General features: G+C 62.2%; 15 protein-coding genes. 13 read left to right on the forward strand and 2 right to left on the reverse strand.

Features of this window, described 5'->3' with window-relative positions; translation table 11 throughout:
* Positions 1–96: 96 nt before the first annotated feature.
* Both RA302_RS30255 and RA302_RS30260 read right to left on the reverse strand, forming a co-directional pair.
* Positions 97–1,134: a hypothetical protein gene (locus tag RA302_RS30255; RefSeq protein ID WP_157127661.1), complete on the reverse strand. Its 1,038-nt coding sequence runs from the start codon at positions 1,132–1,134 to the stop codon at positions 97–99.
* 1,641 nt (positions 1,135–2,775) lie between these two features.
* Complete coding sequence (locus RA302_RS30260; RefSeq protein ID WP_075835918.1) at positions 2,776–4,056, reverse strand: IS256 family transposase; 1,281 nt, start codon at positions 4,054–4,056, stop codon at positions 2,776–2,778.
* A 784-nt stretch (positions 4,057–4,840) separates the two neighbouring features.
* Between RA302_RS30260 and RA302_RS30265 the strand changes: the two genes are divergently transcribed.
* From RA302_RS30265 to RA302_RS30325, 13 genes are all read left to right on the forward strand, one after another.
* Positions 4,841–5,419, forward strand: coding sequence for a hypothetical protein (locus tag RA302_RS30265; protein WP_064112145.1), 579 nt, complete (start codon positions 4,841–4,843; stop codon positions 5,417–5,419).
* 550 nt (positions 5,420–5,969) lie between these two features.
* Entirely contained in the window at positions 5,970–6,242 is a 273-nt protein-coding gene (locus RA302_RS30270; protein ID WP_047269193.1) for a hypothetical protein, read from the forward strand.
* Between the two features lie 56 nt (positions 6,243–6,298).
* Positions 6,299–6,673, forward strand: coding sequence for a hypothetical protein (locus RA302_RS30275; RefSeq protein WP_047269192.1), 375 nt, complete (start codon positions 6,299–6,301; stop codon positions 6,671–6,673).
* A 177-nt stretch (positions 6,674–6,850) separates the two neighbouring features.
* Positions 6,851–7,207, forward strand: a complete 357-nt coding sequence (locus RA302_RS30280; RefSeq protein ID WP_047269191.1) for a hypothetical protein — start codon at positions 6,851–6,853, stop codon at positions 7,205–7,207.
* Between the two features lie 264 nt (positions 7,208–7,471).
* Complete coding sequence (locus tag RA302_RS30285) at positions 7,472–8,023, forward strand: hypothetical protein (RefSeq protein ID WP_064112147.1); 552 nt, start codon at positions 7,472–7,474, stop codon at positions 8,021–8,023.
* A 109-nt stretch (positions 8,024–8,132) separates the two neighbouring features.
* Positions 8,133–8,453, forward strand: a complete 321-nt coding sequence (locus tag RA302_RS30290; protein WP_058228469.1) for a hypothetical protein — start codon at positions 8,133–8,135, stop codon at positions 8,451–8,453.
* Between the two features lie 278 nt (positions 8,454–8,731).
* Positions 8,732–9,190 (forward strand): hypothetical protein, encoded by a 459-nt coding sequence (locus RA302_RS30295; RefSeq protein WP_075835587.1) that lies wholly within the window; start codon positions 8,732–8,734, stop codon positions 9,188–9,190.
* Positions 9,178–9,594: an ASCH domain-containing protein gene (locus tag RA302_RS30300; RefSeq protein ID WP_075835589.1), complete on the forward strand. Its 417-nt coding sequence runs from the start codon at positions 9,178–9,180 to the stop codon at positions 9,592–9,594. The genes RA302_RS30295 and RA302_RS30300 overlap by 13 nt, the downstream gene beginning before the upstream one ends.
* Positions 9,591–9,797 (forward strand): hypothetical protein, encoded by a 207-nt coding sequence (locus RA302_RS30305; protein WP_075835591.1) that lies wholly within the window; start codon positions 9,591–9,593, stop codon positions 9,795–9,797. The genes RA302_RS30300 and RA302_RS30305 overlap by 4 nt, the downstream gene beginning before the upstream one ends.
* 137 nt (positions 9,798–9,934) lie before the next feature.
* Positions 9,935–10,207 (forward strand): hypothetical protein, encoded by a 273-nt coding sequence (locus tag RA302_RS30310; RefSeq protein WP_143542510.1) that lies wholly within the window; start codon positions 9,935–9,937, stop codon positions 10,205–10,207.
* A 397-nt stretch (positions 10,208–10,604) separates the two neighbouring features.
* Entirely contained in the window at positions 10,605–11,597 is a 993-nt protein-coding gene (locus tag RA302_RS30315) for a DNA cytosine methyltransferase (protein ID WP_223304381.1), read from the forward strand.
* 96 nt (positions 11,598–11,693) lie between these two features.
* Positions 11,694–12,236 carry a hypothetical protein gene (locus RA302_RS30320; protein ID WP_143542511.1) on the forward strand — a complete coding sequence of 181 codons (543 nt, stop codon included), beginning with the start codon at positions 11,694–11,696 and terminating at the stop codon, positions 12,234–12,236.
* Entirely contained in the window at positions 12,229–12,555 is a 327-nt protein-coding gene (locus RA302_RS30325) for a hypothetical protein (protein WP_087503783.1), read from the forward strand. The genes RA302_RS30320 and RA302_RS30325 overlap by 8 nt, the downstream gene beginning before the upstream one ends.
* Positions 12,556–12,721 lie beyond the last annotated feature (166 nt).

The raw sequence follows: 12,721 nt of genomic DNA on the forward strand, positions 1-12,721 counted from the left end.
ATTCTCTCCCAAGAATTCTCACATTTTGATGGCCGAACGTACCGCCTGACGGAAGGCTAGTCTGCCGGCAGAACGAATACGACCAAATCGAAACGATCAGCCTCGCACCAAACGACGGCAGATTTCGAGGTTGTCAGCCGTCCTGATCCACCGGGCAAAGGTATACACGGCGCGCTTGTCAGCAGGTATCTGCGCCTCCCACAACCGTCGCCACCGAAGCCATGTCCGATAGTCGCACCGGTACTGCGGTTCAAGGTTGCGTTGATCCAACGCGTACTGCACGCCGGTGTCTTCCGACGTCGCCGCGATCACCCGAACGGGCAGTTTGTCAGTCTGCTTCGACCAATCAAAATTCTGTGCGTACACATCCGGCATCAGCTTCTGCAGAAGGCCATCCTGATGCCCACCGCTGATGAAGTTCGTCGTTCCTTGCAACACCACCCGCACCTCCGGTGACACCACCCACCGGCAGTGCCGGAACTGACCGCGCCGAAGCCGCTTCCCCGGTGCACCATTGGCATCAACGACGTCCTCAACGGAAGGCAACGACGACCGGTAACCGTCGACGAGCATCTTCATGCGTGCCTCCGATTTCGTCGCGACTTCCACCTCGACCGCAGCCAACTCACCCGACTCCAACACCTCGATGAAATCAGGGAAACGCAGACCCGAACGCTGCGGCGAATACGGCGCCACACGGTTGTCCCAGTCAGTCCGAACCGGCAACCCCAACCACGTGTTCCGCTCCCCCACAACCGTCGTCCCAGCCGGCCCCTCATCGATCAACGTCAGCCGCGACGGGACAACACCGGCCGCGACACCATCCGACGAATAGTGCACCCCCACCGACTGCAAAAAACGATGCGACTGACTCTCATCGCGGGCCTCCAGCATCCGAATCTGGCGCTCCGAAATCACCGTGCGCCCCCGAGCTCGAGCAGCCAACGTCTGATCCGCAACCAACAACCGATGCAACAGATTCGCAGGCACCGTCATGTGCCCACGCAACGACGAATGCGACACCGGAAACTCCGCCGTCTCCAACCCCACTGTCTGACCATCAAGCGTCGGAACCAACACAACGCCAGCCCACGGCTGATCCTGATTCCGCGTCAACAAACCAGCATCCTCCATCGACCGAACACGATGCCGAGCCGTGCTGATCTTCCCCCCGTAAAACCAATGCGCCGCCTGCCGCAACGACACCACACCATGCAGCGTCATGAACCGAAGCAAGTCCTCATCCGCAGGCTTCCGACGCCACCCCGCCGGCCCCTTCCCACCCGGCTTTCCCCGCCGATCCGCCGGCACAGCATCAGCTGCGAACCGTCGCCGCGACCGAGCCCGTTTCCACTCGGACACAGACTCCGGAGTCGCCAAAACTTCACGCTCCCAGGACTGCACAACCGAAACCAACGTCTCACCTCTCACCGCAGCGGCACTGCCCACACCCTACAGAACCAACCTCCCCAAAACCCGGACCCCAACCCCGACACCAGCTGTCGAGAACAACTTTCCACCGGAAATGCCGCAACCAGCAACTATTATCCGAAAAACCCGACATCCAGCCCCCCAAGAAAAATCCTGACTAACCCCCACAACCGCACGTCACACACACCACAGATTCGCTTCGCTGTCTGGGTGATGGTGTGAGTGCGTGGTTGATGGGGGTTCCGGCTACGCCGCAGGTGTCGGCCACTTCGTGGACCACCCCGTAGCAGTGCCCCGAAGAATGCTCGCTCGCTCGCATCCTCCGGTGCCCTGACGGGGTGGGTGGCCGACTGACCTGCGGTCGTATCCGGTTGGTGGTGGTCGGTCCGCTGCGCTAAGCCTTGTCGGCTTCTGTCGGTGGCTTCTCGCCCCCGGGTGGTGGTTGCCCCTGAGTGTTTGGTCGCTGCTGTTGGTGTCATCTGTTGTGTGCAGCTGTTGGTGTCATCTGGGTCCGCCGGCCGGGTGTGTGTCGCACCCCTGGCGGGGTGTCGTCAACGGTGTTGTCTTCGTTGGGATCTGCGTTGTCGACATCAGGGTGAGCCCCCTCTGCCGGTAGCCGCGCAGCCCGTCGATGTCACCGACAACTGGTGCGGCCGCCAACCCGAAACCCGGGTCGGACGAGCTTCAACCAGCTCTCCCAACAGCACCACCGTGTGGGTGAGTATCTGCATGCGGTGACCATCCGTAGCTGAGCGCAGCGGACCCAGCCACAGCAGTCGTGGACCGGCGCCGAGCAGAACGCAGTGGAAGCCGGTCCACGACCCCAACCGTCACCCGAATCGTGAACCCGCACACCACTCGTTCGTGACCTCAACGCCCACCTGTGAAGCGCCAACAACCCGGCTTGAAAACCCTCACCACCATCACCGCCAACCCGCCACCAACCGCTGCCGACAACGAGCTGCCACCAACACAAACCCACACACCCAACGACACCACCGAGGGGTGAGCACCTGCACAACGCAACCATCCGCAGCCGAGCGCAGCGGACCCAGCCACGGACGGCGCCGAGCAGAACGCAGTGGAAGCCGGCCGGGGCAGCCCACCACCACAACAACCGGTCCGGCAGACACCCCTTCGCCCACAACACAACCGGCACCCGAACCACCCAACGCAGCCACCAGCGGCCGCAAACACCAACCACAAAAGCCGGGGCCTGACGGCCCCAACCCCATCACCATCGCTGACATCAACAGAACCCTCGTGGTCACCTTCTCGAGCCAAAAGCAAAACCCCGGCCACCGGGGGGGTCTATCTCTTTAACGGTGTTTCGGCGGTTTTCCATCAGTAAGTTTCCGATCCCGGCCAACGATCGGCGAACGTGATCGCAAACGCGTTCAGAGCGGGCTTCCACCTCGTTATCCATCGTGCCTGGCCCTTGCCTGTCGGGTCGAGCGAACGTGTCACCAAATACAGACACTTCAGCGCAGCCGCCTCGGTAGGGAAATGGCCACGAGCTTTCACCGCCCTCCGATAGCGGGCATTGAGGGACTCAATCGCGTTGGTAGAGCAGAGCACTCGCCGTATCTCTGTGTCGTAATCGAGGAACGGAATGAACTCCTGCCAAGCGTTGGTCCACAATCGGATGATCGCCGGATACCTCTCACCCCAGTGCTCGGCGAGATCGTCCAGCCCCGCGTGAGCGGCAGCCTCGGTCGGTGCCGTGTAGATCGGTCTGAGATCGTGTTTGAGTGCGTCCCAGTGTTGACGTCCCGAGAGCCGAAAGGTGTTGCGGATCAAATGCACGACGCACGTTTGTACCGTCGTGGCCGGCCATACGTTCTCGACGACTTCCGGCAGGCCTTTCAATCCGTCGCAGACCAGGAAGAACACATCCCGAGTGCCGCGATTGCGAATGTCCGTCAGCACGGACATCCAGAATTTGGCGCCCTCACCGCCGGTGCCGGCCCACAATCCGAGCACGTCGCGCCGTCCGTCGAGACTGACGCCGATCGCCGCGTAGATCGGCCGGTTTGCGACCTGCCCGTCTCGAACTTTGACGACGATCGCATCGACGAAAACTGCCGCGTACACCTCGTCGAGCGGACGGGCAGACCAGTCCTGCATCTCCTCGAGGACCTTGTCGGTGATCCGCGAGATGGTCTCCTTCGAGACCGAGGCCCCGTAGATTTCAGCGAAATGCGAACTGATTTCACCAGTCGTTAATCCTTTGGCGTACAACGACAACACGATCTCATCGACCCCGTTCAATCGACGTTGGCGCTTCTTGACGATCTGCGGCTCGAACGTCCCTTCCCGATCACGAGGGACCTCGATCGGGACATGCCCACTGGCCTCGGTCAACACCGTTTTCGACCGAGTCCCGTTGCGAATATTCGTAGACTCCCGATCGGCCGGAGCTTGGTTCTTGTCGTGCCCGAGGTGCTCGGTCATCTCCTCGTTCAGTGCGGTTTCCAGAACGGTTTTAGTGAACTGCTTGAGCAAACCGTCCGGCCCGGTCAGCGACAGGCCCTGCTCCTTGGCCAGGCGCACCAACTCCGCGGCCGCCGCAGCTTCCGCGGAGGGCTCGGCCCTCTTCTTCGTCACATCTTCCAGTGTCGTCATCTCGGCACCTCCTCGCCGAGCATTCACTCAGCGTCTCGGGCCAAAACACCGATTACGAAACAGTCCCACCGGGGCTGACAACAACTGCAGACACCATCCGTCGACGACGTCGCCTCGCGCGCGAAGCGCGCGGGTGGTTAGGGGTGGTTGGGGGTGTGGGGGGAGGAGGTGTGGTGGGTGGCGGCGGGTGCGGTGGGGGTGATGTTGCGGGCCCCCTGTGGGGTGTGCAGGTGCTCCCTGCGCCTGGCTGGTGGGGGGACAAGGGTTCGAGGGTGGGCGCGGGAGGGTGGGTGTGGTTGCGGGGCAGGGGGTTCCGTCGGTGAGGTGAGTCGGCCGTGGCCGGGTGTCGGGGCTGGGTTGGTGGTGCGTGCTGGCTGTGGGGAGGGTCGGGGTGGGCTCCCCCAGGGGGAAGGCTGTCCGGATCGGGGCGTTTGGGGGTGCGATAGGTGGGAGTCGGTGGGTGGGGTGATGTTGTGAGGTCAGTGGGGGGACAGAGTTTCTCGCGGTTGAGGTTGCTCGTCCGGATGGGTGGTCGGTGGGCGCCGCGCTCCGAGCGTGAGGTTGGGGGTGCCCGGTCGCCGGCGTCATGTGAACGCGCGCGTGGCGTGAGGTCCGACAGCTGCAGAGATCGTGGTGACAGGAGCCGATCATCAACGTGGGCTGCGACGATGGTGCGTCCGTTACGGTCCGTGGGTGACCGGAACCGGGGGTGGGATTGTGCATGTGCACCCTGCGCCGTCGCGTGATGTCCAGGGCCCACCGGTTACGAGGAGATGATGCTGGCGTGGTTGAGATTCGCACCGACCTGTCGGATGTGGCCCGAGGCAAGGCCGTGGGCGCGCTGACCGATGCGGTCAAGCAGGAGTCGGCGCTGCGGGAACGGATGGAGACAGCTCGGGATCGTTCGGCGGCGGCGATCGTCAACGCCCGCGAGGTCGGGGTGTCGTGGGATGAGATCAGCGGCGTCTTCGGTGGGGTTACGCGGCAGTCGTTGACTGAACGGGTCATGCGTTTCGAGGCCCGTTCGGAGAGCCGCCGTAGCGCCTCGTGGGAGGGGACACGAATCGAGACACCCCCTGGGGCAGGGCATACCGGGGCATGGCGACTCGCCAGCGTCCGGCAGGCCGCCGCAAACGGAGCTGATCTGGCGGCGGCTGCGGCTCGGCGTGCGCACCTGGTCGACGAGACCGATCCACGTCAGATCCAGACTCGAGTCCGGGCGGTCGGGCACGCAGCGTTGGCTGCAGCGAAGGAAGCTGTTGTGGCGGCCGAGACTGGTGCCGGTCCGGAAGGTGTGCGGGATGAAGCCGCGGCCGGCATCGCCTTCACCGCGGCCGCCGGGTACCTCCCCGGCGACGCCTGACCGTCGGTTCCCCCACTCCCCCGGGGAGAGAGCTGTCCGCTTTCGAATGGTGTGGGTGCTGTTTCCAGCGAGGGCAGCGGGGGGACAAAGAATTTCACCCGGTATGTAGTTCCGTGGCCGTTGTGGGCGGGTCGAGTTGAACTCAGCTCAGCTCAGCAATAGGTCCGTGGCCAGTCGACGAGGTCGGCTGACGCCGATTCGTGGTCGGGCGCGGTCGACCAGTGCGGCGGCCAATAGTCGCGTTGGGCGTGGCGCGACTATCTCGTCGCTGCGCGCCCGGCGTTCACCCGGTCCTGTTCGCTGTCGGCCAGTTGCCGAGTGGTGATGCTTCCTGACCCTCCTCCCGGGATGGGCTGGATTCCTGCCTATCCCGGCAGGCCCCCTTCCCCCGGGGAGAGAGCTGTCCGGCTCGGGGTGTCGCGTATCGGCAAACCCAGTCGATGTTGTCAGGGGGACAAAGGATCTCGCGTGTGGCTCAGTGCCGCAGTGTCAGGCGCCGGCGCGGATCGTCATCGATGGCAACGAACGCCGACGGCCTTGGGAGGGCACGATGACGACCACCGCATACGAGTCTCGACAGATCAGTGACGAGCGCCGAGCTGCAGCGCGCAAACACGCCACCCACCTCATCCGCCGCAGTGGTCGCCACGTCGCCGAAGACCAGATGACGGTCTACAAAGTCGGCTACAGCGTCACCACCCTTGACGGCACCGAAGTCGCGTTCATTCTCGGATGGGAATGGGCGACGCTCGCAGAGGAGCGCGCCATCCTGAGCGACGCCGGATACGACCTTCTGGGCTTCAACTACGCCCGCGCGATCTGACCACCCAGGGGCGGCTGACCTCGGCCCGGCCCCCACCTGACGGAAGGAAAACAATCATGACTGCACCCGAGCAGCACGCCACGTTAAAGGACGAGCTTCTCCGTCTGAGCGCGGAGCATGTCGATCTGGGCGAGAAGATCGAGAGGCTAGCGCTCCCGGCGATGAGGGAGTACGTGTGCGCCCTATGGCCGGATGCGGCGATCGTCTACTCCAGTCCTGAATGGGTCGTCGAGAAGGTAGTCGCGGTGGACGGGCGGGTGCTCGCCGACGAGGAGTTCTTCAAGCCGTATTTGATGATCGACAATGACGATTCTTTGCCACCCATCGTCGAGGACATCGGAACGTTGATCGCGCACCTTCCGCCATCTCAGCGAGGGGACTACAACCATCACGAACCGGACTTCGTTATCCGGCTGTACCAGGGCGCGTAGAAGCCGACATTCACCCACCGACGCTGGTGGGTGAATGCGTCCGGCTCAGTCCCCCAGGGAGAGCGCTGTCCGGCCCATCGATGCGTGAGCGGCTGCTGTTTCTGTCATGCCGCACTCGGACAACGGTTCTCGGAGAGTAGGGGCATACCGTCAACCACACGACAGAAGGATGCAGCGATGCTGACAACGAAGACGCCCACCCCTTTCCAGGACAAGCTCACCGAACTGTGCGACGCCAAGAGGGCACTCGACCGCCAGATCGACGAGATCGCTATGGCAGCCCTGAGCGAGTTCGTGCGCAATGTGTGGCCCGAGGCCGGGATGCTGCGGGCAGATATCGAATTCAACGTCTACGAAGTCACCACGGTCGACGGCGGGCGGGTACTCGCGTCGAGCGACGACCTCGACAACTTCTACGCCGATGGAGTCGACTTGAGCGAAATGACGACGCTGGTGCACGCTCTGCCGCCCGGGCAGCGTGGAACCTACGACAACACCACGGAGTACTCGATTCCCCTCGCACCGTTGCGCTGAGCCCGCGACAGGCCCACTCGCGCCCACCCGCCGACGCCTGGCGGGTGGGCGTTCGGCTGCCCCGACCGGGCAGGCAAACGCGACTCCCCCACTCCCCCACTCCCCCAGGGAGAGTGCTGTCCGAACTCTCCGCCAGCACGCCATCCCAGTCCGGCAGCGGACAAGTCGTTGCCAGAAAACTCCCCAACAGGCAGTGCCCCAGCGTGACCAGACACCAGCCAAGGTTTCCTTCCACAAGTTGTTCACCCGACCGAAGGAACGATCATGGCCGACACCACCTCAACCGTCAGTAGCGCGACAACCGTCGCAGACCTGATCGCCACCGGAGGCCGAGCCTTGCCCGCAGAACGAGTCGGCGACGCACAGGCACTGATCTCGTGGATTCTCAACACCATGTGCCCCAACAAAGTCCGCGAGCGCGCGTCGAACTTGCACCAGGCACTGTCTGTGGACGCGCCGGCAAAACCAGCCGGCCCCGCGGTGGTGCACTCCTCACCCGCGGAACTCCGAGAATTCGCTCAGAACGTGATCACCGACATCAACTCAGGAATCGCCTATACCGCTGATGAGATCGCCGAACACATCGAGCGCTACTTCGTCGTACCTGCACCCTCAGAGCACGTCTCAGACGTAACCGGGTACATGGTTCTCAACCCCGAAAACACCGCCGACCTGTGGGACGGCGTTGTACACACAACACTCGAGGCGGTTCGGCAAGAAATGGCGCACGCCGAACAGCGGAAGAACGAGGTCGGTGAAGGCTGGGCGATCTACGAAGTCCGGCCGCTCGGTGAGTCCACAGTCAGCAAAGAGTGACAAACACTGCCGATTTCTCCCAGCAGTGACCGGAAGTGCCAGCGGTAGACATAGGCGCAGAGCGCGATAATCGCTCGTTGGCAGATCCTCAGAACATTGGAGAGAGTGCATGACAACTGCCCAATCCCTGGCTGTAGGCACGAAGGTTCAGTTCGCCGAATCCAAGCGCTGGTGGCGCGTGCGGGCCGTGTCCGAGGACAACAATTTCGTGATCCTCACCAGCCCGTTCAATCTCAAAAAGACAGTGCAGTACACGATCATCGACAACCGGCGCGGTGTACGTGGCCCCGACGACAGGATCTTCAGCAACGGCTACGAGTCCGACGAGGACATCAATGCGCGACTGAGTGAGCTGGTCGCCGGAAGCATCTCCGTCTCGAAGAAAACGTCGAAGTTCGTCGAGCTCGACATCGTGACCGTGAAACCGTGACAGCCCGCCACCGGGTTGCATCGGATTCCCGACGTGCATCAGCGCTGATCTGATCGCGCTGCGCGCTCGCGGATCCTCAGGACTGTCCTACACACTCAGCGCGGCGGCCGGCGCCATCTACCGTCAGCGCCGCATCTGATGCCGCACAACAGAACCTTTATTCGTAGAACTTGGCTGAGCGAAACGATAACCGTCAACGCAGCATTTCGGCCCGACAGCACGTCGTCGCCCAGCGATCGCCGCACCCATCCCGTCCACTTACGAATCGAGCCAATGTCATGAACAACTTGAACAACTCAGATGAAGTAGCAATCGATGTCGGGAGAGTAGCGCTGGAGGCGAGCGAGGGCGTCGCCCATGGTTCCGATCCCGAGGACTTCTTCCTGGCGGCAGGCAACGCAGTCCTCTTCTGGCTGCCTTTGAATGGGTACCCCATTCTCACCGCGGAGCAGATGGTGCCCACCGAGGAGAGCACGAAAGCGGGGCGGAATGACTTCAACGACCATGCGCCGTTCACTGCTGTACCCCCCGAAACCGGATCGAAGATGTTATGCGCTATCACAGGAGCAGACAGCAACCCCGGTGGAGAACACGCCTACGTAACCGTGCGGGTGCCGAAGGATTTTGTCTCGGGGCAGTCAATCGCAGATCTTGCAGGCGCGGGAAAGAGTCGCGAGCTAGCAAAGCTCCTCGCCCCGTCGGTAGCCGCGGAGGAGGGAAGAGCATGCGAATCCTGACCGTGCGTCAGCCCTACGCGTGGCAAATCGTTCACGGAGACAAGAACATCGAGAACCGGACGAGGAACATCGCAGGAAAATACCGCGGCCCCGTCGCTATCCACGCTTCACTCAAGCCCGACATGGAAGCACTGCGAGGTCTTCCGATGAGGCACCCCCGTGGTATCCCCCGGATCCACTACTACGGTGCGATCATCGGTGTCGTCGACCTCTCGAGTGTGCATCATGACCGGGATTGCGAATGTGACTGCTCGGACTGGGCGCAACCGGGTCACTTCCATCTGCGCCTACGAAATCCGCGAGTACTCGAATCCCCGATCGAGTACAAGGGCGCACTGGGACTTCGGACCATCGCTGACGACAGCATTATTCGGCGGCTCGATTTAGCGGAGGCGTACCAGTGACAAGCAGCACAGATCAACAGAGCACACTGCCGCTCGCGGAGGATCGAACGTCAATCAGGCGCAAGATCGCGGACATGTGGCTCCAAGAGATCGCATCACAGCCGATGAGCTTGTGTGCCGACGATGGCACCAAAGTGCTTGTCTTGGCGGAGTTGACGTTGCGGATGGTCGACAAGGCAGGATATGCAAGGGGTGCATCGTGACTGACATTGGAGGCCATGCGAAGCCCCGGGCAGTGGAGATCCGCACTGAACCTTTTGCGACGAAACTCGCTCGGCATGGCCGGGACGAGTTAAGGCGACGCGGGCACGACGTTCCCGAGCCGGTAAAGGAATGCACGATGGACGGAGACTGTGACGCGCCTGAGCATATCGACGGCTGCTTCGGCGGAAGCGAACCTAGTGAATCGGTCGAGGTGGCCGTCTACGTCCGACTACCGGACCCGGAGAATCCGTCACCCGCGTTGATCGAGGCCGCGTACATAGCGCAGGACGACCTGTCGAAGCCACCCGATCAGTGGGCAATCAGAGCTGCTGCGGAGGTAATTCAGTCGTACATCGACGCACAGAACCACACCACCGTGCATGTTCTGGGGCACCAAATTCGGAGATAAAGCCCTGAGCGGAAGCATCTTTGACCGTGCGGGCGAGTGGGAGATTGAGGCCACGATCTTCCTGGACGGAATAGCAGTGGCATATACACAGACTCGCCAGGTGACGCCCACGAGTTCGCGATGGAACTGTCGTCGCGAATCTCGAGCGCCGTGACGTGTCGTCGTGACGCTGCCGAATGTGGTGGCCAGGCTTCACTGAGCAGGTCTTGAAGGGTTTTCGAGGGGCCTGATAAGGCTGTCCGCCTGTGCGGGCCGTGTGGTCATCTGTTCATCCTGGTTGCCAACACCAGCTGCCCTCACCGCTGCATTCCTTGCCGCACACCGGAACCCGCATCTGTAGAACTGGATGGACTTGAAGGCGCCCGCCAACATGTCCCAGGTTCTGAACGGAGGCCGAATGGCACTGACTGCGAGCGACAACTTCGCGGGGGCTGGTGGAAGCTCAACAGGTCTTGAATTGGCAGGGTATTCGGTCGTTTCCGCCGCGAACCACTGGGACCTGGCTATCGCCACTCATCAACGGAACCATCCCAACACCGAACACCGGAACGAGAATCTCAGCGAAGTCGACTGGCGCACTTTCCCGAGAACGAACATCGCATGGTTCTCCCCGTCGTGCGTCTGGCACGCCAGATCCGGCGGGCACAAGAAACCACCGGTGGAACAGGAACTACTGCGTGCCGACGCGGGATCCATCGACCGCGCTACAGCCTTCGCTGTCATCGCCGCAACAGAAGTGCACCGCTACGACGCTGTGATCGTAGAGAACGTCCTCGAATTCCAGGCCTGGACTCTCTACCCGTGGTGGCTGGACGGGATGCGAATGCTCGGCTACCGCGAACAAATCGTGCTTCTGGACGCCGCCGACGTTGGCGCAGCACAGCGACGTGTTCGCTACTTCGCCGTGTTCACCCGCGACGGGAACGTGGATCTCACCGTGACCGAACCGGAGCAGGTCAGCGCGTCGACGATCCTTGATCCGAACCCCGGGAAGATCGTCACCCGCAAGCTGTACGTGTCGGAACAGATCGAGCAGATCGCCGAATTCGACACCCCGCACCTTGTGACCTACCGGCGCAACGCGCAGGCCCGCAGAGCTGATGCGCATCCGCTCGCTGCCATCACTGCCGGCGGTAATCACCACGGCATCGCGACAGTCACCGACGAGGGTGTTCGCTTCCGGATGCTGTCGAACCGTGAATGCGCAAGGGGACAGGGTTTTCCGGACGCCTACGAGTTCGTGGGCAACACCAAGCAAGTGAAGAAGCAGATCGGCAATGCGGTATCCGTCCACGCTGCACGGTGGATCGGGGATCGCGTACGAGTGGCCTTGGAGGGTCCGGCACCCGTGAGTGTCGATCGACGAGCCCTCGTAGGGGCTAACTCGTGACCGCGACACACAGAAATCAGTTCACTCAAACAGTTTTCGATCAAGTCAGGAGAATCGCGAATGTACTACGCAGAGACCGGTGACCGAGGAGACCAGATGGCCGCAGTAGCTGGCGCCCTCGACGATCCGCATCACAATCGTTCGTCACGGTCACGAACGGAAACAATCGCAGCTCTCGACGCCCAGACACAGGCGGAGTCCATGTCCAGGTCCACGACGACCGAACTGGCGGACCTGCTGGGCAAGCACGGTCCCGCGACAGTCACACATCTCGGCAAACGCAGCTTGGTGATCGACTGCGCCTGCGGCGCTGAGGTCTTCTGCACGGGGGACGAGTTCCGGTCCGCGCCGATCGACAGCACATCCGGCGCACTCTCCTACCTTCTGCGCCACCACGTCGCCGAGGCAATCGTGGCCACCAGCGTTGTCGTCCCGAAAGAGAAGGTGCAGGTGCGATACCTGTTCTGTGGCCATCCTGGCTGGCCTGACCCGCTCTGGGTGTGGCCAGCGACCCTTGAGAACGCGACCCGCATCTACAACGAAAACCCTCACCCGAACGCGTGGGTCGGCAGCCGAATCCACCAAGAACACCTCGACGTGGTGATCCCGAAGCGCTCCGAAAGGGACAATGATGAGTGATCACATTCTGCGGATCACGCGCGCCGCCGACAACGAGCACGACGCCGAATACGAGATCGTGTGCCCGTACAAGCATCCCGGCGCACCGTGCACAGTCTGGTGGGAATGCGAAGACTGCAAGGAACTCCCGACCAACCCACGGAACGAGCTCCAGAACCAACTCGACCGCGACGGAGTGAGCCAGGTCCACGACCTTCCACACCAGATGATCGGCGACATGATCTGCCAACAGGGCGACACGTGCATCGTCTTGACAGGTCACACCGACTACGACTTCGATCCCGACGACCTGCCGGCTGGCGATCACCCCGTCGTTTAAGAGACCGAGGAAATGTGCACGTACATCACGCTTCCGAAGGTCAGACAGTCATGAACCTGATGACCTTCGATCAACTGTTCACGGAGCAGTGGAAATACGAAGAGGCCAAACGCCAGCAGTGGATTCAATGCACGTGCGGCAGGTTCGTAAGGCCCGGCTCGTATTG

The sequence above is a fragment of the Rhodococcus sp. DN22 genome (genome assembly GCF_036669995.1).
Classification (GTDB): domain Bacteria; phylum Actinomycetota; class Actinomycetes; order Mycobacteriales; family Mycobacteriaceae; genus Rhodococcus_F; species Rhodococcus_F erythropolis.